Below are 24590 nucleotides of genomic sequence, written 5' to 3' on the forward strand. Positions count from 1 at the left end.
CTGGCGCCCCGCATTCGAATGTCTGTGTTGCCTGAAAATTACAGCTGAGGATTGCCGGCACTGGTCTGGGCGGCGGGAGGCGGTTCGACAAAACGTTTGGAGAGGAAGCCATAGAGCAGGTAGCCAAATGCAAGGACGATGAGGCCACCGAATACGGCATCCTTGCCACAGGCATACAGGGCGTACAGCGAGTAGGCCACGGCGATCAGTAATAGCGAGGTGTTGCGGGTGTAGATCCCTTTACTGACCCTGGCTTTGTACATCATGACCAGCAGGCCCGTGGCGGCTGTCACGTAGGGGATCAGATTGGTCACTGCCGCCAGACTGACGAGTTTGCCGAACTGCTCGCTGGCATTGGGTGAAATGGTCGACAGCGCCATCAAGGTCTGCAGCACGCCGCAGGCAAGCATGCCGATAATCGGGGCATCCCGCGTACTGACCTTGCTGAAAAATTTCGGGAACATGCCCTGGTCAGCGGTCATCTTGGCGGTTTGCGCCAGGGTGAATTGCCAGCCCAGCAACGACCCGACACAGGCCATCACGGCCAGCGCCATGACGATGTTGCCGACCGTGGGATTGAACATGTGGGCATAGACGAGGGCGAAGGGTGCGGACGAGTTGGCCAGTTCGGCGTTGGGAATCATCCCCTGGATCACCGTCGTCGACAGTATGTAGACCACCGCCGCGCCCAGCGTGCCGAAGAGGCAGGCCAGCGGCACGTTGCGCTTGGGATCTTCCACCGCATCGGAAGCCTGCGCCGCCGACTCCATGCCCAGAAAAGCCCACAGGGTCAGGGGAATCGCCTTGCTGATGGCTTCGGAGATCGGCAGGTCGTTGGGGTTCCAGGCGGCAATCAGCACATCGGTCTTGAACCAGTACCAACCGATGATGCTCAAGCCGGCCACCGGGATGATGACACCCCACACGGTAATCGTACCGATCTTGCCCGTGATGCTCGGGCCGCCGAAGTTGGCCACGGTGGTGAGCCAGAGCAGGCCGACCGTACCGATGAACAGGGGAATGGCGCCACTGCCGAGCCAGGGCACGAACGCCGTCATGTAACCCACCGCAGAAATGGCGACGGCCACGTTGGCGATGCCCAGGGAGAGAAAATACAGATACGAGCAGAGGAAGAAGCCCGATTTGGCATGAGCCTCTTCGGTGTAGGCGGACAGCCCACCCGAGCGCAGACAGTAGATGCCGCACTGGGAAAAGCAATAGGCGATGGCCATGGAGCCGACGGCGGTGACGAGCCATGAGAGCAATGAAACGGCACCGAGTTGCGCCATGCTCGTCGGCAGCAGGATGATGCCCGAGCCCATCATGTTCACGGTCACCAGCGTGGTAAGCCCCATGAGGCTCATCTTCTTGCTTGAGTCGGCCATCGGGAACTCCTTGATATGCGCAACGCCTTGGCCCGAGCACTGAGGCCTTCGTTAACCAACCACCTTTTGTCTTTGCCGCTAACCACGTCAATCGCTTTTACGCAGGGCCAGTTATCGCAACATCATGTTCTTCGTTTGCGAGGGGTCGCCTGCGGATAACCTTAGAACATGGATTCACGCACGCCAGTGTTGCACCGCAAAATGGGCAGGATTGGCGAGACCCGCGAGTAGAGGCTGGCCAGGCTTCTCTACGTGCGGTCGCGTAAAATCATCCTGTCCATTGCCGGCGACACGGTTCGACCGACAAAGGACGGCGCCCACGTTGCAATGCCCCTCAAAAGGAAGAAGGTCCGGTACTTCCTTTATTCCTCATTCAATTCCTGTGGCGAAACCACCCAGACGCTGCACGGCATCTTGTACAGCAGATGTTCCACCGTGCTGCCGACCAACCGGTCCATGACACGATGCCCGGCCCGGCCCATCACGATCATGTCGATGTCATAGGCGGTTGCGTAGCTGGCAAGCACCTTCGCCGGATTGCCCATGATCATGCGCTGGCGCTCCGGCGGGATGCCGTTGCGCTCCGACAGTTCGCGGAAGGCATCAGCCTGTGCATCGAACAGGGTCTTGGCTTTGCTGGAAGAGAAAAACGTCGAGGCATTCTCGAAGCCGAATTCGTCTGCGCTGATGGAAGAGAGGTCATGGGCATAGACAACGTCCAGTTCGGCATGACAGGTAATCGCCAGTTTTGAAGCCTCTTGCAGAATCCGGTCATTGAAGCCCTGGTATTGCCCCTCACGATGGAAGGGGTCGATGGCGGCGACTATCTTGCGCGGCAAGGCGTGGTGCATGTGGCTGACGAAATGCAAGGGCACCGGGCATTCGCGCAGCAGATGAATGTCCAGCGGCGTAAACAACAGGCGCGACAGACGCGATTCGTGTGCCAAGGCCTTGATCAGTACAGCCATGGGCTGCTCTTTGAGATGGATCAGGATTTCCTGCAAGGGTTTTTCCACCCAGACCACTTCCGTGGTCACGTGCACCCCGATTTTGCGCAACGGCCGAGCCCGATCCTCCAGCCATTGGCGATGGCGTTCCACGTACCCGAGCCGCATCTGTTCCAGCGCTTGCTCGTTGACCATGCCGGCGGTCGCCAGCCCTTCGAGATAGTCGAACGCCACGATGTGCAATGCCGCGTTCGATGCGTGGGCCAGTGCGGCAGCCCGATCGAAGGCAGGGCTGTTTTCCATCAAGGGCGAGACGACCAACATGAAACGTGATTGATCCGACATGACCTGTCTCCTCTAGTCATTTTGCAAGTGTTGGGTCCAATGGCTGCGCTGCCATCGGGACGTGAAACCTTGCATTCATCCTGCGTCTATCCGGGGACGCGGGCTTGATCTTTGTCAAACCCGGGGAGTTACGACGATGCCGCCCGACGTCCGGTCATGCGTGGCGCGTTCAGTCATTGAAATTGTTGACCGTGATCAACTTTTGCTCAGTCACCCTGGCGCAATCTGGAGTTCGTGCTTATCGCTTGCGCACCTGGAACGAAAGCGTCCGGCCGTTGGGTGCGATCCACGCTGTCAATTTCAAGCACGGCAACGTCGCCGAGCCAGTCATGGCCCTGACCGAGGGACCGTGGGGTTGTCCCGCCTTGGCGCCCATTCAAGTGATTGCGTATTGCACCGTTGGGTGCGGGGGCATTTTCGAGGTTTTCGGGAGGTTTTCGATGATTATTGAGATCACGCAGAAGCAGGCAACCGGTGGCTGGATTGTGTACATGGACGACCTGGCGGTGGACTTCAACAGCCTGGAAGGCGCTCAGGCGTTTGTCGACCAGCTCAAGGCGCGAATCGATGCGCCGCATGTCTGGCCTGTCAGCACCGGCCGGACCTCTTTCACACGTCCATTCCCCGGGGGGCGATCTGCTTATACCCGGGACGCCAAGATCAGCGCCGACCTTGTGGAGTGACAGGAATCACGCTGCTACCGAGACAGGCGATTGAACGGGGGGGCTTGCAATCTTGCGTACTCAATCGCCCCGCGATGAACCGTTGGCCGGTACATCGCGAGGCGATGTATTACAGGTGCAGACGATGAATGACCTGGCGGGTGTCATCGGGATCATTGCGTGTCTCGAACCCCAGGGATTTGGCCAGGTCCCGCATCGGTGCATTGCTTGAGGCGTCCACCGAATACATCTGGTGAAAATTGTTTTTGCGTGCGGTCTTGATCAAGTGTTCCATCAGTAATGTGCCCAGGCCCAGATGTGTCCATTCATCGGCGACGGTCACGGCGCATTCACATTCATGCTCGGACGTAGCGGCATAGCGGGCGACGCCAATCTCAATCAGTTGGCCGTTTTCGTGGACCAGCGCGACGTAGGCGGTGCGCTGCTTATTGTCGGTATCCATCAGCTGGTCGAGCATCTCGGTGCCGGGCTCACTGATCTGCGAGAGAAAGCGCATGTGCCGGGACTCGGGCGACAGCCGCTTGATAAAGGCGTATTCCCGCTCGCGGTCTTTCTCCGTCAGCGGCCGGATCAAGACATGGCGGCCATCCTTGAGCGCTTCGATCCAGTGTTGTCCGGTAACTGCGGAGTAGGCCGCTGCGGCCCGATCGTTGTGGTCTTTGACGGTGAGCATGGGGTGATCCTCCATCCGATTTGAAAGGCAGGCGCACGGTGACGAACCGTACGGTTCATTCCTTTCTACGCCGTCGGCGGCGCTTGAATCTGATCTGGATCATAGACTCTTGCCGACGACGCAGATTTGCACGTGTTTGATGTAAATCAACGTGGGGCAGGGGGTAACGAGCGCAGTCTGGAACCTGACGGCGCTGAAGGGCCGGAACAGAGCGGAGGTGTGTGATGGGTCAATATCAACGTTTATTGCTGATTGCCGACCAAACCCTGCAACAATCTCCCGCCCTGCTGCGAGCCGTTGCGCTGGCCAAGGTGAGTGGGGCGGTGCTGGATATAAGAGCCTTTGTCGAACCGGTGCCGGTCGTGCATTTGTGGGAAGAGAAAACGGACGACGCCGGATATCAGCGTTACATGCGCCGCTATCGTCGCTGGGTTTCAGACGAGGTCGAACTGCTCGGCGGACAAGGGCTGGATGTCTCGGTGGAAGTGGTCTTCACGACCCATCCACTGCTGGACATCCTGAAAACGGTCGAAGAACTCAAACCCGACCTGTTGATCAAGGATGTCACCCTGGAGCCTGTACTCAAGCGAGTGTTCATCACGCCGCTCGATTGCCACCTGCTGCGCGATTGCCCGGTTCCCGTGCATCTGGTCAACCAGGCCCGTTACAGCTTGCCGCACCGGGTCGTGGCTGCCGTCGACCCGTTCGATCCTTCCACGCAAATCAGTGGCCTGAACGACACCATCATCCAAACCGCCAATGCCCTGGCCTTGCAATGCGATGCGCCGTTGCACTTGCTGTATGCCTACGATTTGTCGCCGGCCTTCAATGCCGATTCGCCGCTGGTGGGGGGTGGTTGGGGTGTGGACTTCATCGAAGAACTGCGTCAGTCCCTGCACCAGGCTTTTGTGGCCCTCGCGGATCGTCATGGGGTGCCGCCCGAGCGGCGGCATTTCGTCATGGGTTTGCCCGTGCCGGTGATCAGTGAGTTTGTCGAACAATACCTGGCGGATGTGGTGGTGATGGGGACCGTGCACCGAGTGGGAATCGATCGCTTGATCGGCAGTAACACTGAACGTGCGCTGTACTCGGTGCCGGGCAGCATTCTGGCGGTCAGGACGAGCGTCACGGGGTGAGCACGATGGCGCCATTGAACTGCCCCGCCCTCAAGCAGGCGAGTGCCTGATTGGCGTCGTCCAGGGCAAAAAGAGTGACGTCGCAATGCACGGGCGTGTGTTTGAGCTCTTGAAAAAATGCGCTGCCATCTTCGCGGGTCAGGTTTGCCACTGAACGAACGCTGCGTTCGCCCCATAGCAGCCGATAAGGAAACGCGGGAATGTCGCTCATGTGAATGCCGGCGCAGATCACACAGCCGCCCTTGACCGTCGCCGTCAGTGCCAGCGGCACCAAGGCACCGACGGGCGCGAAAATCAGGCTGGCGTCGAGCAAGTGCGGTGGCGGTTGATCCGAAGCCCCCGCCCATTCGGCCCCCAGGGATCGGGCATAGGCCTGACCGTCATGGTCATCCGGTCGGGTAAAGGCGTACACCTTTTGTCCACGGCCCCGCGCCACCTGAATCGCCAGATGCGCCGCCGCGCCGAACCCGTAGAGGCCCAGGTGGCGCGCGCCCCTGGCCATCTGCAACGCGCGAAAGCCGATCAGCCCGGCACACAGCAGCGGAGCTGCTTGAATGTCCGAGAGCACCTGGGGGATCGGGAAGCAGAAGCGCTCGTCGGCAACGGTGTATTCGGCGTAACCGCCGTCCAGATGACAACCGGTGAACTGCGCCTTGTCGCAAAGATTCTCCCGGCCCGACAGACAGAATTCGCACTGACCGCAGGTCCAACCCAGCCACGGAACCCCGACCCGCTGGCCGATCCAGTCCGCTGCGACGTCGGCGCCCACCGCCGTGACCTCACCGACGATCTCGTGGCCTGGCACCCGTGGCAGTTGCGCTTGCGCCAATTCGCCGTCCACCAGGTGCAGGTCGGTGCGACAGACGCCGCAAGCCAGGACCTTGATTAACACTTGGTGTTGGCCGGGTGTGGGGATGGGGCGTTCTTCCAGTTGCAGCGGTTCGCCGTAAGTACGTAGCACCATGGCGCGCATGACGATTCTCCAGAGGTGCAAGGGTTAGCGCACAGAACGATTACATCCGGCGACCAGTTGCTTGAGCCCTTCCATGTTCTGGATTTTGACGTCTCGGCCTGCGACCTCCACCAATCCTTGATCCCGCAGGTGCGCGATCCCCCGGCAGATGGTTTCCAGCCGCAGCCCCAGGTAGGAGCCGATTTCTTCGCGACGCATTTTCAGCACGAAGTCCTTGGCGGAATAGCCACGGATGCTGAAACGTTGCGACAGGTTCAGCAGAAAAGCGGCCAGCCGCTCATCGGAGTTCATGTTGCCCATCAGCATCAGCATGCTGTGATCACGCACGATTTCACGGCTCAGGAGCCTGTTGAGGTTGTGTTGCAGCGATGGCAGGTTTTGCGCGAGTTTCTCCAGTTGCGCAAAAGGGATGGGGCAGACTTCGCTGTCTTCCAGGGCAAACGCATTGCAGGCGTGCTGATCGGCGCTGATGGCGTCCAGGCCGAGCATCTCGCCGGGTATGTGAAAGCCTGTGACCTGTTCACGCCCATCGACTGACAGCACGCTGGTCTTGAAGGAGCCGATACGGACCGCGTAAAGCGAACGCAGGGGATCTCCGGTACGGTACAACGCAACGCCCTTTTTGACCTTGAAGCGTTGCACGATCAGCGTATCCAGCCGCTCGACCTCCAGGCTGCTCATGCCGATCGGCAGGCACAACTCCAGCACGCTGCAGTTGGAACAGGCAGCCTTCATATAATGAACGTGAAGTGGGTGGATTTCAGGCATGGGTCATGGCGCCTTGTTGGGTAACGTCAATCAGTCAAGCGTGACCCTCAACCTGTTGCAGGGAGTTTGTCGGAATGCCGAACCGTCCCGTGTTTCCGGGCTGCTTCGCTGCCCGGCAGCAGCAAACGCCCTTGCCACACGTGACTCTTCGCTCGTTCAATCACTTCACTGATCGGCATTAGCTTTATTGGGGGTGTACTAAGCATAGGTGCTGGTCATTGGGATGCCTCACTCATTCGTGCATTTTGCGGGATAAGTGACGAACGGGGAAAACGGGCGTACCGCTGGGTCGATATCGATGGATTCCAACGGCATTGAGCTTGAACATCGGCTTTGACATTTGATGTAAATCAAGTCTTGAACGTTTCAGGCTCCCAGAATCGACCAACAACTTCAGCAGGTCGGACGCTGGCGGAGAACTTCATGAGCGATTTTCTGAGTGACGAGCAACTGGAAGGGCTGGATGCCTATTGGCGGGCCTCCAATTATCTGGCGGTGGGGCAGATCTACCTCAAGGACAATCCTTTGCTGAACGTGCCCCTGACACAGGCACACATCAAACCGCGTTTGCTGGGCCACTGGGGTACGACGCCGGGACTCAACCTGATCTACACGCACTTCAACCGGCTGATCAATCAGTATGACCTCACGGTGCTCTTCGTCGCCGGCCCCGGCCATGGCGGGCCAGCGGTTGTGGCACAGACCTACCTCGAAGGCACCTACACCGAGCTTTATCCCTCGGTGGAACGCAATGCCAACGGCCTGCTGCGCCTTTTCCGACAGTTTTCCTGGCCATACGGGATCTCCAGCCATGTGTCGGCGCAGATTCCGGGCTCGATCCATGAAGGCGGCGAGCTCGGCTATAGCCTGGCGCATGCCTATGGTGCCGCGTTTGATAACCCTGACCTGATCGTCGCCTGCGTGATCGGTGACGGCGAGGCTGAAACGGGTACGCTGGCGGCCAGCTGGCATTCCAACAAGTTCCTCAACCCGAGGCGTGACGGCGCGGTGTTGCCCATCCTGCACCTCAATGGCTACAAGATCGCCAACCCGACGGTGCTCTCCAGAATCAGTGAGGATGAGTTGTCGGCCCTGATGTATGGCTATGGCTACGATCCCTATTTCGTTGAAGGCGATGATCCGGCGCAGGTGCATCAGGCCCTGGCCCGGACGCTGGATACGATGGTGCTGAAAATCCGCGAGATTCAGTGCGACGCGCGCCAGTCCCGACAGTCCGGCGCGTTGGAGCGGCCGCTTTGGCCCATGTTGGTGTTGCGCACCCCTAAAGGCTGGACCGGCCCGAAATTCGTCGATGGCCATCGTGTCGAAGGGACCTGGCGCGCCCATCAGGTGCCCCTGGCCGATTTTCAGCAGCCCGTTCATCTGCAGCAGCTGGAGGAGTGGCTCAACAGCTACCGTCCCGGCGAGCTGTTTGATGCCAATGGCGCCTTGCTGCCCGAAATCGCCGCGCTGGCACCGACCGGGCATCGGCGCATGAGTGCCAATCCCCACGCCAACGGTGGCGGGTTGTTGCGCGCCCTGGACCTGCCGTCGTTCAGCGACTATGCGGTGAAGCTCGAGGCTCCCGGCAGCCTGCGCGCCGAGGCCACGCGGGTACTGGGTACGTTTTTGCGCGACGTGATGAAAAACAATCTGGCCTCGAACAACTTCCGTCTGTTCGGTCCGGACGAAACGGCGTCGAACCGGTTGGATGCGGTCTACGAGGTCAGCGCCAAGGCATGGATGGAGCCGCTGGAGCCCGACGATGTGAACCTGTCAGTCGATGGCCGGGTGATGGAGATCCTCAGCGAGCAGGTGTGCGAGGGTTGGCTCGAAGGCTATTTGCTGACGGGGCGCCATGGCCTGCTGTCCTGTTACGAGGCGTTCATCCATATCGTCGATTCGATGGTCAATCAGCACGCCAAATGGCTGAAAACCGCCGCCGAGGTGCCGTGGCGCAAGCCGGTTGCTTCGCTCAATTTTTTGCTGACGTCCCATGTCTGGCGTCAGGACCATAATGGCTTCTCCCATCAGGATCCGGGGTTCATCGATCTGGTGGCGAATAAAAAGTCAGACGTGGTGCGGATCTACCTGCCGCCCGATGCCAATTGCCTGTTGTCGGTGACGGACCACTGCCTGAAAAGTCGCAACTACATCAACGTCATCGTCGCCGGCAAGCAACCGGAGTGGCAATGGCTGGATATTGATGCAGCCATCCGACATTGCCAGACGGGCATCGGCCGTTGGGACTGGGCATGCCGGGATGATCAGGACCCGGACGTGGTGATGGCCTGCGCCGGTGATGTGCCGACCCTGGAAACCCTGGCGGCGGTCACCTTGTTGCGCGAGTACGTGCCTGATTTGCGCGTCAGGCTCATCAATGTGGTCGACTTGATGGTGCTGCAGCCGTCCTTCCAGCACCCCCACGGTTTGCCTGACACGGCGTTCGATGAGCTGTTCACTGTCGATAAGCCGGTGATTTTCGCCTTCCACGGCTATCCCGCGCTGATCCACCGCCTGCTGTACAAACGCACCAATCATGACAATTTTCACGTCCGCGGCTTCAAGGAGGAGGGCGCGACCACGACGCCGTTCGACATGGCCGTGATCAATAACCTGGATCGTTATCAACTGGCACTGGACGTCATCGAGCGAGTCCCCCGCTTGCATGATCAACTGCAAAACGCGCGGTCGCGGTACTGGTCGACGATGGAAAAACACAAGCTCTACCTGATCGAACACGGGCAAGACATGCCCGAGGTGCTGAACTGGCAGTGGACGCCCGTGGCCGTTGGCTGAGGTCCAGAGGGGGGCAGGGCTGTGATAGCGAGGGGCAACGTCCGGCCCTTCGCTATTTGCTCTTCCAGTACTTCTGCATTTCGAGAAAGAGAAACGAGGCCGTCCAGGTGATGAGCACCAGGCCGGTCAACGCTTGCAGCCCGGTCAGGTACTTGAGATTGCCCACGGGTGAAATATCGCCGAAACCGATCGTCGTGTAGGTCGTGAAAGAAAAGTAGACGCAGTCCATCAGCGAACCATCGAAATTGCCCGTCAGGCCGCCCCATTCGCCGGAGCGCACCATCAGGTAATAGACCAGTGCAAAGCACCAGACTTCCATCGCGTGAGCCACCAGTGCGCCGAACACCCCGACGACAATCCTGAAACGGCTCCAAAGCTTGAGCCGTGGAAGCCAGTCATTCAGGCGTAACAGGCATTCGTAGTGGATCAACACGACGAGGATGACCACCAGCGTGTTGATCAAGGTGACTGCCAGCATGGAGGTTCTCCGGCGGTGACGGCTGCGTGGAGGTCAGCGCCAAGGGGGTCAACAAGACGGCTTGCTCAGGGCGATGTCGTCCACTGAGCCGGTGCCTTTATCCTTCTGGACCCGGACTGTTTCGGCACTTCTCGCACCCCCTTGACAGGTCGCCAGAACCCGGTTCTTTTTTACACCTGGGCAGGGTGAAGACATTGAGCTAAATCAACGAGGCTCGAGTGAGCCCCTGACTCATCGCCCGCGTGCCATGGCAACACGCCGATATCCCCCCCCTCTGCATAAAACGGATAGCGATATGCGCAAAGCGGATATTGCCACGCTGCCGGTCTCAATACCCTTCATTTGCATCCCGCGTAACAGTGCTGTGCATGGCGCGTAACAATGCGGCCGCCATCGGCGGACCCTTGCCTGCACCGCTCATGGCAGCACCCTGAAACGCCCAAACGAACAATAAAAAATAACAACAAGAGACCCATGCCATGCGAAAAATCGATGTACACGAGGTGATCGACAACGCACGTTTCAACCGCTTTCACTGGATGGTGTTGTTCTGGTGCGCCCTGATCATCATCTTCGACGGCTACGACCTGGTGATCTACGGGGTGGTCTTGCCGACGCTGATGAAAGAGTGGGGACTGAGCCCGTTGGAGGCCGGGGCGCTGGGCAGTTATGCGCTGTTTGGCATGATGTTCGGTGCGCTGTTTTTCGGCCCGCTGTCCGACAAGATCGGGCGCAAGAAAACCATCACCCTTTGCGTGATGCTCTTCAGCGGCTTCACCGTGCTCAATGGCTTTGCCACGAGTCCCACGACCTTTGGCATCTGCCGGTTCATTGCCGGCCTTGGCATCGGCGGCGTCATGCCCAACGTGGTGGCGCTGATGAACGAGTACGCGCCGAAGAAAATTCGCAGCACCCTGGTTGCCATCATGTTCAGCGGTTATTCGGTGGGCGGTATGCTCTCGGCGGGCCTGGGGATCGTGCTTATTCCAAGCTTCGGTTGGCAGGCGGTGTTCTATGTCGCGGGGCTGCCTTTGCTGCTGTTGCCGCTGATCATGTACTTCCTGCCTGAGTCGGTGGGTTTCATGCTGCGCCAAGGCCGCAACGAGCAAGCGCGCGCTGTCTTGCAACGCGTTGACCCGGCCTATGTCGCCCAGGCCAGCGACACCCTGCACATGGCGGAAGTGAAGGGCACCGGCACGCCGGTACTGCAGCTGTTCCGCGAAGGCCGCGCCATGCGCACGCTGATGCTCTGGCTGGCGTTTTTCTGCTGCCTGTTGATGGTCTACGCCCTGAGTTCCTGGCTGCCGAAACTCATGGCCAACGCCGGTTATAGCCTGGGCTCAAGCTTATCCTTCCTGCTGGTGTTGAACTTCGGCGCGATTTTCGGTGCGGTGGGCGGGGGCGTATTGGGCGACAAGCTCAACCTGCCAAGGGTACTGGCGGTGTTCTTCGCCATTGCCGCGGTGTCGATCACCTTGCTCGGATTCAAAAGCCCGACCCCTGTGTTGTACCTGCTGATCGCTATCGCCGGCGCCACCACCATCGGTTCGCAAATCCTGCTGTATGCCTGTGCCGCGCAGTTCTATTCCATGGCCATTCGTTCCACGGGGCTTGGCTGGGCGTCGGGGATCGGCCGTAACGGTGCCATTGTCGGCCCATTGTTAGGCGGTGCGTTGCTGGGAATCAGTTTGCCGCTGCAACTCAACTTCATGGCGTTCGCCCTGCCGGGTGCGGTGGCCGCCCTCGCCATGACCCTGTACGCCATCAGCAGCGAGCGAAACGCCTCCAGGGTTACCGCGCCACTGTCCACGGCCAAGGCCTGAGTCCGCAAGGAGCTGTTTGATGAAAGGCTTGATGCGTGACTTTTCGCTGTCCGCTGCGGTGGCGGGTTTTATTGCCACGGTGATCTCGTATGCGGGCCCACTGGTGATCATTTTCCAGGCGGCGGACGCCGCGCACCTGTCTCGCGAGCTGTTGTCGTCCTGGGTCTGGGCGATCTCCATTGGCAGTGCGCTGCTGGGCATCGGCCTGAGCCTGCGCTACCGCGTGCCGATCATCATTGCCTGGTCGGCTCCCGGCTCGGCCCTGCTGGTGGCGTTGCTGCCGGGCATCTCGATGAACGAGGCCGTCGGTGCCTATCTGCTGAGCAGTCTGATTATCTTTCTGGTCGGCATCTCGGGCGCCTTCGACCGCGTTATCAGCAAGCTGCCCGGCGCCATCGCAGCGGCCATGCTGGCGGGGATTCTGTTGCGTTTCGGCACGGGCCTGTTCGTGTCATTGCAAGGTCAGCCCGGGTTGGTGCTGGCAATGTTCGTCACCTACCTGGTGTGCAAACGGCTGCTGCCGCGTTACGCGGTGATGGCGGTACTGGTGGTGGGCTGTGTCATCGCCATGCTCACCGGCCAATTGCACCGCGAAGCCCTGGTGATCGGCCTGGCGACGCCGGTTTGGGTCACCCCGCAGTTCAGCCTGAGTGCAACCTTGAACGTCGCCTTGCCACTGGTGATGGTGGCGCTGACCGGGCAGTTCGTGCCGGGCATGGCAGTGTTGCGCGCCTCGGGTTACGCCACGCCGGCCAGCCCGATCATCGCCTGCAGCGCGCTGGGCACGGCGCTATTGGCGCCGTTTGGTTGCCATGGCCTCAACCTGGCGGCGATCACTGCCGCCATCTGCACTGGCCGCGAGGCCCACGAAGACCCGGGCAAACGCTATGTCGCCGGTGTGGTCGGCGGTCTCTGCTACCTGGTACTGGGCATCTTTGGGGCGACCCTGGTGTCGTTGTTTGCCGCCTTCCCCAAAGAACTGATCGCCGCCCTGGCGGGCCTGGCCCTGTTCGCTGCCATTGCCGGCGCCCTGGCCAATGCCATGGCCGTACCCCATGACCGCGAAGCGGCGCTGGTGACGTTCCTGACCACCGCCTCGGGCATGTCGCTGTTCGGCTTGTCCGCCGCGTTCTGGGGGCTGATTTTCGGCATGACCGCGCACCTGCTGTCGGGTGCGCGGCGGCCGCCCCTTACAAACTCCAGCAGCGCCCGGGAGGTGGCGCGCTGACCTGTATCCGCCACGCCTCACCTTTTCATAACAACAATAAGAGCACACCGATGAAGTCAACCATTCATGCGACTCCTACCCTATTGTCCACGGCTGTTGCCTTGGGATGTTCCAGCCAGTTGATGGCCGCCGAGGGCGGTTTTATCGAGGATGCCAGCGCCACCTTGCAGGCACGCAATTACTACTTCAGCCGGGACTACTCGGACATTGTCGGCGCTAACCGGCAGTCGAAGGCCGAGGAGTGGGCCCAGGGCTTTATCCTCAACGCCAAGTCCGGTTACACCCAAGGGACGATCGGCGTTGGCGTCGATGTCATCGGCCTGCTCGGGCTCAAGCTCGACAGCAGCCCGGACCGGGTCAACACCGGCCTGTTACCGGTGCAGAGCGATGGTCGCGCGGCCGATGAATACAGCCGCGTGGAAGGCACGCTGAAACTGCGTTACTCGAAAACCGAACTGCGCGTTGGCGAGTTGCAACCGAACTTGCCGGTCCTGGTTTTCAGTGACATCCGCCTGCTGCCGCCGAGCTACCAGGGGGCGAGCATCACGTCCGGCGAGATCAATGGCCTGACGTTGCAAGGCGGTCATCTGACTTCCACTCATCTGCGCAACGAGGCTGGCGACGAGAAGATGCAGGCGATGCTCAGCTACGTGCCTCAGCGCCAGGCCAGCAGTGATGCGTTCAACTACGGTGGCGGCGATTACGCCTTCAACGACAAACACACCAGCGTCAGTGCCTGGTACGGGCAACTGGAAGACATCTACCAGCAAGGCTTCCTGGGCCTGAAACACAGCCAGCCCCTGGGCAGTTGGACCCTGGGCGCCAACCTCGGCTATTTCGATGCCAGGGAGGATGGCAAGAAGCTGTTGGGCAATATCGACAACCAGGCATTTTTCTCCCTGCTGTCGGCCAGGTACGGCGGCCATACCTTCTACGTCGGCTACCAGGGCATGTACGGTGAAAGCGCGTTCCCTCGGGTATTTGCCAACATCTCGCCGCTGGGCAACGAAGTGCCAACCTATGAGTTCGCCTCCACCGACGAGCGCTCCTGGCAGGCGCGCTACGACTACGACTTCGCCGCCCTCGGCGTGCCGGGCCTGACCAGCACCGTGCGCTACATCACCGGCAACAACGTCGAGACCGGCAAGGGCTTTGAAGGCAAGGACCGCGAACGCGACCTGGACCTCGGTTACGTCGTACAGAGCGGCACCTTCGCGGGGCTTGGGATCCGGGTGCGCAATGCCATGGCGCGCTCCAATTACCGCACCGATATCGACGAGAACCGACTGATCCTGAGCTACACCTGGACGTTGCTGTGAGCCAACTGGGGGCGAGTATGAGCAATAAAGCCTGGGCACGACTGGCCCTGATTACAGCCGGCGGCGCAGTGGTGCTGCTGGCTGCCGGCAACGGCATGCACCTGATGTATGCCGGCATCATCGACCTGTTGCTGCTGGCGGCGGCGGTGCTTTATCACCGTCAGCCAATACGCGTGGTCGAGGTGCTCGTGCAGCGGGAGCCGGATCCCGTGGTGTCCAGTGCACCGGTCCCGCTACCGTCGTTGCCGGTGGTCGAGCCCGCCTGGCCGGGCGCCGAGGTAAAGGTGGCACTCGAACACTTGACTCGAGTCGTGCAGCAGACTGAAGAAGACATGCGCTTTGCCAACCAGCTGGCGCGTGGCGCGGGCGAGCGGGTACAGGCAAGCGCCGTGAGCATGCAGTCTTCGGCTGCCGTGCTGGGGGATCTTGATCAGTACCTGCAGCGCCTGGATCAGGTGTTCGATGAGCTGGGCAGCCAGTCGGTACGCATCGGTGCGATTGTCGGCAGCATCCAGGACATCGCCCGGCAGACCAACCTGCTGGCGCTCAACGCCGCGATCGAAGCCGCGCGGGCCGGTGATCATGGTCGGGGCTTTGCCGTGGTGGCGGACGAGGTGCGCAATCTGTCGCGCCAGGCCGCGGACTCCAGTGCGCAGATCCGGCAGATCGCCACAGGCCTGGAAAAGTCGGCACAGGATGCCCGTCAGGGCCTTGAACAGCTTAGCGATTCGACGCGTCTGGGCCTGGACAAGGCCGAGGTCGCGTTGCAGTCGATGGGGGAGTTACGCAGTGGTGCGGTTGCCCGGCTGGAAGTGGTCGAGCGCGTCATGCAGCGGTTGGCCGGTTTGCACGAGTTGGCCCTGCAGGCCAGCCGGATAGCGGCGTGAACGAGGTGCCTTTGCGGCGTCTCAAACGCCCGAGCAACTGCCCATCACCCGGTAGGTCATCGTGTGGGTTTCACCCTGATGGTCGATGTAGACCATGGTCGCCGGTACAACGTCGCAGGCAGTCGAGGTATCGGTGACCGAGATGACCTTTGCGATATCCAGGGATGGAGGTGTTGCGCTCGGGTTGCTTTCGGCGGCCATGACGGCGGTTGTGGTCAGGGCCAACAGGACGCTTAACAAGGTCTTCATGGTTTTCTCTGCGTGGTGTTTCGATGAGCCAATTCTATTCTTCTGCTGATAGGGATAAAGAGGGCCGTACTTGATGCAGCGTTACATCAGATGCAACAGTCGTTGTCGCCGGAGGATTCATGGACTTGCTTAACAGCCTGCGGGTATTTGTGCGTGTAGCCGATGCAGGCAGCTTTACCACCGCCGCACAGGCGCTGGACTTTTCCACGGCGCAAGTGTCTCGGCTGGTGGCTGATCTTGAGCAGCACGTGCAGGCTCGCCTGTTGCAGCGCACCACCCGCCGTTTGAGCCTGACCGAAGCCGGCGAACGCTTCCTGTTGCGGGCGCGGCAAATACTGGACGACATGGCCGAGGCCACCGCAGAAGCGCGTGGCGCTCACCTGGAGCCCAATGGCCGGTTGCGTCTGCACTGTTTGACCGGGCTGGGTGTGCTGATGACGCCGCTGATTGCCCGCTACTGCGAGCTCTACCCGGACGTGGTGGTCGAGATGACCTTGTCGCAACGCAACCCCGACCCCCTTGAAGACGGGCACGACGTGGTCATCTCCATTGCCCAGGACCTGGCGGATTCACAATTCGTTGCCCAAACGGTAGGGCGCATCTTCAGCATGCCTTGCGCATCGCCCGCGTACATCGCGCGTCGGGGCCTGCCGACCCGCCCCGAACACTTGAATGAACATTGCTGCCTGCGCATGATCGACCCGTTGCACGGCGATGAGTGGGTCTTCCGTGACGAGCAGGCTGAGCATTGCGTGGTGCCCGGCAAGACCTTCCAGAGCAACGTTCCCGAGGCGATGGTCAATGCCTCGGAGGCCGGGATGGGCATCAGCCTGTTGCCGTTCTACACCGCAACCCGGTCGCTGCGCGAGGGCACGTTGGTGCGCGTGCTGGGGGACCACCGGCTCAGGGAGCGCAACGTCTATGCACTCTATCCTTCCAAGCGTTTTCTGGATGCCAAGGTGAGGACCTGGGTGGACTTTCTCAAGGCCGAGTTGCCCGGGCTTTTTTCCGGACATGAGGTCATCGCGAATGATGTTCGGCACTGGGGAGTGGGCTAGCGCCGGTTTTTCCAGGAAGCCGCTTTAACATCAGCACCTGCTCTGCGCGGCGACGTGACTGCAAGACCAATGAGCCAAAAAGCCTGGAGACGTTACGAGCGCCCGCAATAGCGGTTTGCCTGGGCAGCCAGGCTTTACACCTGGCTTCTGCCAGGCATGTCGATGCCGTGCTGATGCACCCGCCGATACAGGGTTGCCCGGGAAATGCCCAACGCCTTGGCAGCGGCGGTGGGTTTCCAGCGGTGGCGGATCAGGGCGTCAAGCAGCGCCTGGCGTTCCGGGCTCGCGCAGCAGTCAATGGTTGGGCCATCAAGTCTGTGATCCCGCAGCTGCTCGGGCAGATGGCTGACCTGGATCAGGTTTGAATCGCACACTGCACAGGCATAACGCAGCACGTGCCGTAACTGGCGAACGTTACCTGGCCAGCGGTAGCCAAGCAGGCATTCCAGAGCCGCACCTGCCAGTTGTATCGGTTCCGCGCAAAGCGTCGATTCCTCAGCGAGAATCCGGTTGATCAGCGCCAGCCGGTCACTGCGCTCGCGCAAAGGCGGTAGCTGGAAGCGTGCACCGTTCAAACGAAAGTAGAGGTCTTCGCGAAACTCGCCCGCGGCGACCAGTCCCTCCAGATCGCGGTGGCTCGCGCAGACGACCTGAAGGTCGATCGCTTTGCTCCGTGAAGCTCCCAGAGGCGCCACTTCACCCTCCGCCAGCACCCGCAGCAGCCGGGTTTGCAAGGGCAGGGGCATGTCGCCGATTTCATCGAGGAACAGAGTACCGCCATCGGCTTGTTCCAGCAGGCCTTGCATGCCCTTGCTCAAGGCACCCGTGAAGGCGCCGGCGACATAGCCAAATAATTCGCTTTCGATCAGGTTCTCGGGGATCGCCGCGCAGTTCACCGCAACGAACGGCCGCTCGCGGCGCTGACTGGCCTGGTGCAGCTGACGGGCGAAGACTTCCTTGCCGGAGCCGGTCTCGCCCTGGATCAGCACCGGCAGGTTGCGGTCTTTGACCCGCACGGCAAGGCGCAGGCTTTCTTCCAGTCGCGGGTCGAGTTCGGCGGGTGTCAGTGCCAGTCGCGGAGCGTTGCGCTTCACCCGCCGTGGCATGTTGAGGCGACCGTGCAATTGCATGTGGCCAGCCTGGCTGTGCAACAGGCACAGCGATTCGTCACTGATCCGATGCAGCATCTGCTGATCGAACACCTGGCCAATGTGTTCCGGCAGTTGACCAAAACTGTGCAACAGCCATTGCCGCGCAGCGGGGTTCAATGCCTGCAAGCAGCCGTCGTCGTCCCAGGCGAGCAAATAATCGGGCTGGCTGTCGACGTAGCCGGGGCTACCGTGGGCCCGCAGCACCCAGTAACCCTGGGCGCTGCTCATGAAAAATGCCTGTTCGATTTCACGCGCGCTCTGCACCACCATCTGCCGGATCAGGTGTTGGGAGCGACGGTCGTCGGGTGAGCGCACCGCCGACACATCGAGCACCCCGAGCAGTTCGCCCTTGGGGTCGAAGACCGGCGCGGCAGAGCAGGTGAGTCCGATAAACGCGGCGCGAAAATGATCGCGTTTGTGAACAGTGACCGGCGTTCGCGCAGTCAGTACCGCCGCCACGCCACACGTGCCTTCCTCACCCTCCGACCAGCAGGTGCCGAGGTAAAGACCGGCCTTGCGGCAGTCATTGCGGATGGAGGTTTCGACGCGGTAGTCGATGGTCTGGCCCTGAGCGTCTGTGAGCAGGACGCAGTAGTCGGCATCGCGGACCCGACCGTGGAGGCGGGCGACTTCTTCACTGGCGATGCGCGAGAACAACTCCGAGCGCTCGCGGCATTCCTGCAACACGTTCTGCGAGAGGATCCGTGGTCCTTGTAGCGAGCCGGGATCCAGGTGGTGTTGCTCCATGGAACGGCGCCAGGAGTCAAGAATCAGGTCCGATACGGGCAGTTGCGGCAGGTGCCCGGCATTCTTCAAAACACGGCTGACGCAATCCACATGCGCCTTTGAGTGTGCGGAAAGCATTAAGGCCTCCGGTTCCATCTTCTTTTAGTTGTGCGGCTATTAAGCGCCGTTCATTGGCCACAGACAAGTGTCGGGTCAACCGGGGCCGGCGGTGAGACGCGACGTCTCACGGTCTCGCCGCCACCTCGTGCAGCCTGACATGACGCGTCTCATTCGGGATCGATTCCGGTCACCCATGGGTGGCCGCCGGAACGCTCTACGGCGGGCTTATGCCGGCGTTTTTGCAGACCTGGCACCGGCCTTGCTCTAGCTCTGGCAACCAGCCCGACTGGCCACCCAATAATAAAAAGAGGTGCCCGATGTCTTGCCGAAAGCCTTTCCCTGTTCTGCCGTTGGTGGCGTCATGAGTCGTGCGCCGCTGACCGTAGGCATCATTGCCAACCCGGCCTCCGGCCGCGACGTGCGGCGACTGACCGCCAACGCCGGGATGTTTTCCAGTACCGACAAGGTCTCGGTGATCCAGCGCTTGCTGGCGGCCTTCGGCGCCACGGGTGTCGACCGGGTGCTGATGCCCACGGACATGACGGGCATTGCCGCCGCCGTGCTGAAAAACAGCCACGGTCGCCAGGCGCGCAGCAGTCACTGGCCGGCCCTGGAGTTCCTCGACCTGACCCTGCGCCAAAGCGTCGAGGACACCCGCCTCGCGGCACGCTGGATGGCCGAACGCGGCGTTGCGCTGATTGCGGTGCTGGGCGGTGACGGCACTCACAAGGCGGTGGCCGCTGAAGTGGGCGACATTCCGCTGCTGACGCTGTCCACCGGCACCAATAACGCCTTTCCGGAATTACGTGAAGCCACCAGCGCCGGGTTGGCCGGCGGGCTGTTTGTCAGTGGGCGGATCCCGCTCGGGATCGCCTTGCGCCGCAACAAACGTTTGCTGGTGCGTGAGCCGAGTCGTGGCCTGTGCGAGATGGCCCTGGTGGACGTGGCGGTGTCCTCGCTGCCCTTTGTCGGCGCGCGGGCCATCAGTCGTGGGGCCGATCTGGCCGAGGTGTTCGTGACCTTCGCCGAACCTCAGTCCATTGGCATCTCGGCCCTTTGCGGCCTGTGGTTTCCCGTGTCACGTCAGGCACCTGGCGGGGCCTGGATGCGACTCGATGCGCGATCGCCCGAAGCGCTGCTGGTGCCTCTGGCGCCGGGCCTGCTGCAAGGCTGCGGTGTGCTCGCGGCCGGAAGCCTTGAACCCGGGGTCGCCCATCGTCTGTGCCTGGCCAGCGGAACCCTCGCCCTCGATGGCGAACGCGAGATCGAATTCAACGCCCATGACCGGCCCACGGTCACGCTCGATGCCGGCGGTCCGCTGAGCATCGATGTCAATGCGACCCTGGCCCATGCCGCGCAACAGCGACTACTGGCCATCGGCCGCGAGCACCCGCAACACCCTCTGAACCTTGAACCACAAGACACCCTGGAGAATAAAAATGTCGACACAGCTGACCGCTGATCAATTGCTGCATGCCTATCAGGTGATGCGCACCATCCGCGTCTTTGAAGAACGCCTGCACGTGGAATTTGCCACCGGTGAGATTCCCGGTTTTGTCCATCTGTATGCCGGCGAAGAGGCCTCGGCCGCCGGGGTCATGGCCCACTTGGGTGATGACGATTTCATTGCCTCCAACCACCGTGGTCACGGCCACTGCATCGCCAAAGGCGTCGATGTGTACGGAATGATGGCCGAGATCTACGGCAAGAAAACCGGGGTCTGCCAAGGCAAGGGCGGCTCCATGCACATCGCCGATTTCGAGAAAGGCATGCTCGGTGCCAACGGCATTGTCGGGGCCGGTGCGCCGCTGGTCGTGGGCGCGGCCCTGGCCGCCAAACTCAAGGGCACTGACAGTGTTGCAGTGGTGTTCTTTGGTGACGGTGGTTCCAACGAAGGGGCGGTGTTCGAAGCGATGAACATGGCCTCGGTGTGGAATCTGCCGTGCCTGTTCATTGCCGAGAACAACGGTTACGCCGAAGCCACGGCCTCCAACTGGTCGGTGGCCTGCGATCACATCGCCGACCGCGCAGCCGGCTTCGGCATGCCCGGCGTCACCGTGGACGGCTTCGACTTCTTCGCCGTTCACGAAGCTGCCGGTGCCGCCGTGGAGCGGGCCAGGGCCGGGGAGGGGCCGTCGCTGATCGAGGTCAAGCTGACGCGCTATTACGGTCACTTTGAGGGCGACGCCCAGACTTATCGGGCGCCGGACGAGGTCAAGCATTTCCGCGAGCACAACGACTGTTTGATGCAGTTCCGCGACCGCGTCACCCGCGCCGGGCGGGTGCAGGCCAGCCAGTTGGACCAGATCGACAGCGAGGTGGACCTGCTGATCGAGAACGCCGTGCGCAAGGCCAAGTCCGACCCCAAGCCGAGCGCGGCCGATCTGCTATCCGACGTCTACGTTTCCTATCCCTGAACGCCCCCTATAACAAGAATCGAGACTTTCATCATGGCGAGAAAAATCAGTTATCAGCAGGCAATCAACGAAGCGCTGGCCCAGGAAATGCGCCGCGATCCCAGCGTGTTCATCATGGGGGAGGACGTCGCCGGCGGTGCCGGTGCCCCCGGTGAAAACGATGCCTGGGGCGGGGTGCTGGGCGTGACCAAGGGCCTCTATCACCAGTTCCCCGGGCGTGTGCTGGACACGCCATTGTCGGAGTTGGGCTATGTCGGTGCTGCCGTGGGCGCCGCGACCTGTGGCGTGCGCCCGGTGTGTGAGTTGATGTTCGTCGACTTCGCCGGTTGCTGCCTGGACCAGATCCTCAATCAGGCGGCCAAGTTTCGCTACATGTTCGGGGGCAAGGCGGCCACGCCACTGGTGATCCGCACGATGGTCGGTGCCGGGTTGCGGGCCGCCGCCCAGCACTCGCAAATGCTGACCTCGTTGTGGACCCACATTCCGGGGCTGAAAGTGGTCTGCCCGTCGTCTCCTTATGACGCCAAGGGTTTGCTTATCCAGGCGATCCGCGACAACGACCCGGTGATCTTCTGTGAGCACAAAATGCTCTACAGCATGCAGGGTGAAGTACCGGAAGAGCTCTATACCATCCCCTTCGGCGAAGCCAACTTCCTGCGTGACGGCAAGGATGTGACGCTGGTCTCCTATGGCCGTACGGTCAATACCGCAATGGACGCCGCCCGCAATCTGGCCGCGCGCGGCATCGACTGCGAGGTGATCGACCTGCGCACCACCAGCCCGCTGGACGAAGACAGTATTTTGGAAAGCGTGGAGAAGACCGGACGCCTGGTGGTCATCGACGAAGCCAACCCGCGTTGCTCCATGGCGACTGATATTTCGGCTTTGGTGGCGCAAAAAGCATTCGCGTCGCTCAAGGCACCGATCGAGATGGTGACTGCACCGCATACGCCGGTTCCGTTCTCCGACGCTCTGGAAGACCTCTACATTCCCGACGCGGCGAAGATCGAGAACGCCGTGCTCAAACTGATCGAGTGGAGCAAGCGTTCATGAGCCAGATCCATACGTTGACCATGCCCAAATGGGGCCTGTCCATGACTGAGGGCCGGGTCGATGTCTGGCTCAAGGAGGAAGGCCAGGCCATCGCCAAGGGCGACGAAGTGCTGGACGTCGAAACCGACAAAATCTCCAGCAGTGTCGAAGCGCCTTTTTCCGGGGTGCTTCGTCGGCAGATCGCCCGCCAGGATGAAACCCTCGCGGTGGGGGCGTTGCTCGGCATCGTGGTCGATGGCGAGGCCAGCGAGGTCGAGATCGATGCAGTTATCGAGCAGTTTCAGGCCACGTTCGTGCCCGGGGGCAGTGCCGAGGAAGACCAGGGGCCTAAGCCGCAAAAGGTCGAGCTGGACGGGCGGTTGATCCGTTACTTCGAGCGCGGCGAAGGCGGGGTGCCGTTGGTACTGGTGCACGGCTTTGGCGGTGACCTGAACAACTGGATGTTCAATCACGAAGCATTGGCCGCCGGGCGTCGGGTGATTGCTCTGGACCTGCCGGGCCATGGCGAGTCGACCAAACAGCTGGAGCGCGGAGACCTGGATGAGCTGAGCAGCGCAGTGCTGGCACTGCTTGATCACCTGGACATTCCCGCCGCGCATCTGGTGGGTCACTCCATGGGCGGAGCGGTGTCGCTGAACGTGGCGCGTCTGGCACCGCAACGGGTACGGACCTTGACCTTGATCGGCAGCGCGGGTCTGGGAGAGGGCATCAACGGTGATTACCTGGAAGGTTTTGTCGAGGCGGCCAACCGCAATGCCCTCAAGCCACAGTTGGTGAAACTGTTCTCCAATCCCGATCTGGTCAACCGGCAGATGCTCGAAGACATGCTCAAGTACAAGCGCCTGGAAGGCGTGGGTGCGGCCCTGCGCCTGCTGGTATCAGGCTTGTTCAAAGATGGATGGCAACAGCACGATCTGCGGGGCGTGGTACAGGACGGCCAACAGCCCGTGTTGTTGATCTGGGGCAGTGACGACGCGATTATTCCGGCGAACCATAGCGCCGGGCTGAAGGCCCAGGTCGAGGTCCTGCCTGGTCAGGCACACATGGTGCAGATGGAAGCGGCCGAGCAAGTGAACCCATTGATTCTGAAGTTTGTGCAACAGCACTGACGCCCCTCCTGGCGGCCTCTCGCGGACTGTCAGGAGCAACTATTTCAAGGAGATGTCGCTATGAGCCTTCCAATCAATCCTCAACGCAGTATGCGTGCCGCTGTCTGGCACGGCCGTCACGATATCCGTGTCGAAGACGTTCCGCTGCCAATGGCGCCACCGGCCGGCTGGGTGCAGATCCGTGTGCAATGGTGCGGAATTTGTGGCTCCGATCTGCATGAGTACGTGGCCGGGCCGGTGTTCATACCGGTTGACGCACCGCATCCACTGACCGGGATCAAGGGCCAGTGCATTCTCGGTCACGAGTTTTGTGGCGAAATCGTCGAACTCGGTGCCGGGGTCCAGGGTTTCAGCGTCGGCGAACCGGTGGCGGCCGATGCCTGCCAACATTGCGGTACTTGCTACTACTGCACCCACGGCCTGTACAACATCTGCGAGAACCTGGCCTTCACCGGACTGATGAACAATGGTGCCTTCGCCGAACTGGTCAACGTGCCGGCGAATCTGTTGTACAAGTTGCCGGCGAACTTTCCAGCAGAAGCCGGGGCACTGATCGAGCCTCTGGCGGTGGGCATGCACGCAGTGAAAAAAGCCGGGAGCCTGCTCGGTCAGAACGTTGTCGTCGTGGGGGCGGGCACCATTGGCTTGTGCACCATCATGTGCGCCAAGGCTGCCGGTGCGGCTCAGGTGATCGCTCTGGAAATGTCTGGCGCGCGCAAGGCCAAGGCCCTGGAAGTGGGGGCGACCCATGTGCTCGATCCCAAGGAATGCGATGCCCTGGCTGAAGTGCGGCGCCTGACGGGTGGGCTCGGGGCGGATGTCAGCTTCGAATGCATCGGCAACAAACACACGGCCAAGCTCGCGATCGACCTGATCCGCAAGGCCGGCAAGTGCGTACTGGTGGGGATCTTCGAGGAGCCCAGCGAGTTCAACTTTTTCGAGTTGGTGGCTACCGAAAAACAGGTGCTGGGTGCGCTGGCCTACAACGGTGAATTCGCGGATGTGATCGCCTTTATCGCTGACGGTCGGCTGGATATCACGCCGCTGGTGACTGGGCGCATTCAGTTGGAGCAGATCGTCGGGCAAGGCTTCGAGGAGCTGGTCAACAACAAGGAGCACAACGTCAAAATCATCGTGTCGCCCGCTCGAGTCTGAAGCGGCTGAATCGCACGATGGACCAGGCTGGTCGCAAGCGCACAAGGGCTACGGCGTTGAGTACCTGCGGCGCTATTGCGACCAGCGCAACATCATCGAACGCAGGTT

Annotated in this window: 21 protein-coding genes; 13 read left to right on the forward strand and 8 right to left on the reverse strand. The window is 61.1% G+C overall.

Annotated features, from left to right (window positions below):
• Positions 1 to 38: 38 nt before the first annotated feature.
• Positions 39 to 1385 (reverse strand): putrescine-ornithine antiporter, encoded by a 1347-nt coding sequence (potE, locus tag JQF37_RS02495; protein ID WP_130204288.1) that lies wholly within the window; start codon positions 1383 to 1385, stop codon positions 39 to 41.
• Between the two features lie 362 nt (positions 1386 to 1747).
• Entirely contained in the window at positions 1748 to 2677 is a 930-nt protein-coding gene (locus JQF37_RS02500) for a universal stress protein (RefSeq protein WP_130204289.1), read from the reverse strand.
• A gap of 440 nt (positions 2678 to 3117) precedes the next feature.
• On the opposite strand from JQF37_RS02500, the gene JQF37_RS02505 reads away from it, so the two are divergent.
• Positions 3118 to 3360: a hypothetical protein gene (locus JQF37_RS02505; protein WP_130204290.1), complete on the forward strand. Its 243-nt coding sequence runs from the start codon at positions 3118 to 3120 to the stop codon at positions 3358 to 3360.
• 109 nt (positions 3361 to 3469) lie between these two features.
• On the opposite strand, the gene JQF37_RS02510 is transcribed toward JQF37_RS02505, so the two are convergent.
• Complete coding sequence (locus JQF37_RS02510; RefSeq protein ID WP_130204291.1) at positions 3470 to 4033, reverse strand: GNAT family N-acetyltransferase; 564 nt, start codon at positions 4031 to 4033, stop codon at positions 3470 to 3472.
• A gap of 224 nt (positions 4034 to 4257) precedes the next feature.
• On the opposite strand from JQF37_RS02510, the gene JQF37_RS02515 reads away from it, so the two are divergent.
• A complete protein-coding gene (locus tag JQF37_RS02515) occupies positions 4258 to 5169 on the forward strand; it encodes a universal stress protein (RefSeq protein WP_130204292.1) in 912 nt (303 codons plus the stop codon).
• Here the strand turns inward: JQF37_RS02515 and JQF37_RS02520 are convergent.
• Positions 5159 to 6142 (reverse strand): zinc-dependent alcohol dehydrogenase family protein, encoded by a 984-nt coding sequence (locus JQF37_RS02520; RefSeq protein ID WP_130204293.1) that lies wholly within the window; start codon positions 6140 to 6142, stop codon positions 5159 to 5161. The genes JQF37_RS02515 and JQF37_RS02520 overlap by 11 nt on opposite strands.
• A gap of 24 nt (positions 6143 to 6166) precedes the next feature.
• Complete coding sequence (gene fnr, locus JQF37_RS02525; protein WP_130204294.1) at positions 6167 to 6910, reverse strand: fumarate/nitrate reduction transcriptional regulator Fnr; 744 nt, start codon at positions 6908 to 6910, stop codon at positions 6167 to 6169.
• A gap of 423 nt (positions 6911 to 7333) precedes the next feature.
• Between fnr and JQF37_RS02530 the strand changes: the two genes are divergently transcribed.
• A complete protein-coding gene (locus JQF37_RS02530) occupies positions 7334 to 9709 on the forward strand; it encodes a phosphoketolase family protein (RefSeq protein ID WP_130204295.1) in 2376 nt (791 codons plus the stop codon).
• Between the two features lie 52 nt (positions 9710 to 9761).
• Here JQF37_RS02530 and JQF37_RS02535 read toward each other — a convergent pair whose 3' ends face one another.
• Positions 9762 to 10187, reverse strand: coding sequence for a potassium channel family protein (locus tag JQF37_RS02535; protein ID WP_130204296.1), 426 nt, complete (start codon positions 10185 to 10187; stop codon positions 9762 to 9764).
• A gap of 479 nt (positions 10188 to 10666) precedes the next feature.
• On the opposite strand from JQF37_RS02535, the gene JQF37_RS02540 reads away from it, so the two are divergent.
• Genes JQF37_RS02540 through JQF37_RS02555 form a run of 4 tightly spaced genes read left to right on the forward strand, consistent with a single transcriptional unit; the run spans position 10667 to position 15444 of the window.
• Positions 10667 to 12010, forward strand: coding sequence for an aromatic acid/H+ symport family MFS transporter (locus JQF37_RS02540; protein WP_047528959.1), 1344 nt, complete (start codon positions 10667 to 10669; stop codon positions 12008 to 12010).
• Positions 12011 to 12029: 19 nt separating this feature from the next.
• Entirely contained in the window at positions 12030 to 13238 is a 1209-nt protein-coding gene (locus tag JQF37_RS02545; protein WP_130204297.1) for a benzoate/H(+) symporter BenE family transporter, read from the forward strand.
• 50 nt (positions 13239 to 13288) lie between these two features.
• Positions 13289 to 14557, forward strand: a complete 1269-nt coding sequence (locus JQF37_RS02550; protein ID WP_130204298.1) for an OprD family porin — start codon at positions 13289 to 13291, stop codon at positions 14555 to 14557.
• 17 nt (positions 14558 to 14574) lie between these two features.
• On the forward strand, positions 14575 to 15444 hold the full coding sequence (locus JQF37_RS02555; RefSeq protein WP_189340245.1) for a methyl-accepting chemotaxis protein: 870 nt from the start codon (positions 14575 to 14577) through the stop codon (positions 15442 to 15444).
• Positions 15445 to 15465: 21 nt separating this feature from the next.
• Here JQF37_RS02555 and JQF37_RS02560 read toward each other — a convergent pair whose 3' ends face one another.
• Positions 15466 to 15693, reverse strand: coding sequence for a DUF2790 domain-containing protein (locus JQF37_RS02560; protein ID WP_130204299.1), 228 nt, complete (start codon positions 15691 to 15693; stop codon positions 15466 to 15468).
• A 119-nt stretch (positions 15694 to 15812) separates the two neighbouring features.
• On the opposite strand from JQF37_RS02560, the gene JQF37_RS02565 reads away from it, so the two are divergent.
• Positions 15813 to 16751, forward strand: coding sequence for a LysR family transcriptional regulator (locus tag JQF37_RS02565; protein ID WP_130204300.1), 939 nt, complete (start codon positions 15813 to 15815; stop codon positions 16749 to 16751).
• A 134-nt stretch (positions 16752 to 16885) separates the two neighbouring features.
• Here the strand turns inward: JQF37_RS02565 and JQF37_RS02570 are convergent, their stop codons facing one another.
• Entirely contained in the window at positions 16886 to 18766 is a 1881-nt protein-coding gene (locus tag JQF37_RS02570) for a sigma-54-dependent Fis family transcriptional regulator (protein ID WP_130204301.1), read from the reverse strand.
• Positions 18767 to 19109: 343 nt separating this feature from the next.
• Between JQF37_RS02570 and JQF37_RS02575 the strand changes: the two genes are divergently transcribed.
• The 5 genes from JQF37_RS02575 to JQF37_RS02595 all read left to right on the forward strand — a co-directional run bounded on the left by JQF37_RS02575 (position 19110) and on the right by JQF37_RS02595 (position 24482).
• Complete coding sequence (locus JQF37_RS02575) at positions 19110 to 20210, forward strand: NAD(+)/NADH kinase (protein ID WP_130204302.1); 1101 nt, start codon at positions 19110 to 19112, stop codon at positions 20208 to 20210.
• Positions 20188 to 21165 carry a thiamine pyrophosphate-dependent dehydrogenase E1 component subunit alpha gene (locus JQF37_RS02580; RefSeq protein ID WP_130204303.1) on the forward strand — a complete coding sequence of 326 codons (978 nt, stop codon included), beginning with the start codon at positions 20188 to 20190 and terminating at the stop codon, positions 21163 to 21165. Before JQF37_RS02575 ends, JQF37_RS02580 begins: the two co-directional genes overlap by 23 nt.
• Positions 21166 to 21198: 33 nt before the next feature.
• Positions 21199 to 22218, forward strand: coding sequence for an alpha-ketoacid dehydrogenase subunit beta (locus tag JQF37_RS02585; RefSeq protein ID WP_047529010.1), 1020 nt, complete (start codon positions 21199 to 21201; stop codon positions 22216 to 22218).
• Complete coding sequence (locus JQF37_RS02590; protein ID WP_130204304.1) at positions 22215 to 23327, forward strand: acetoin dehydrogenase dihydrolipoyllysine-residue acetyltransferase subunit; 1113 nt, start codon at positions 22215 to 22217, stop codon at positions 23325 to 23327. The genes JQF37_RS02585 and JQF37_RS02590 overlap by 4 nt, the downstream gene beginning before the upstream one ends.
• Before the next feature lie 90 nt (positions 23328 to 23417).
• Positions 23418 to 24482, forward strand: coding sequence for a 2,3-butanediol dehydrogenase (locus JQF37_RS02595; RefSeq protein ID WP_223272636.1), 1065 nt, complete (start codon positions 23418 to 23420; stop codon positions 24480 to 24482).
• Positions 24483 to 24590 lie beyond the last annotated feature (108 nt).

Source organism: Pseudomonas sp. MIL9, assembly GCF_016887925.1.
In the GTDB taxonomy this organism is placed as follows: domain Bacteria; phylum Pseudomonadota; class Gammaproteobacteria; order Pseudomonadales; family Pseudomonadaceae; genus Aquipseudomonas; species Aquipseudomonas mohnii.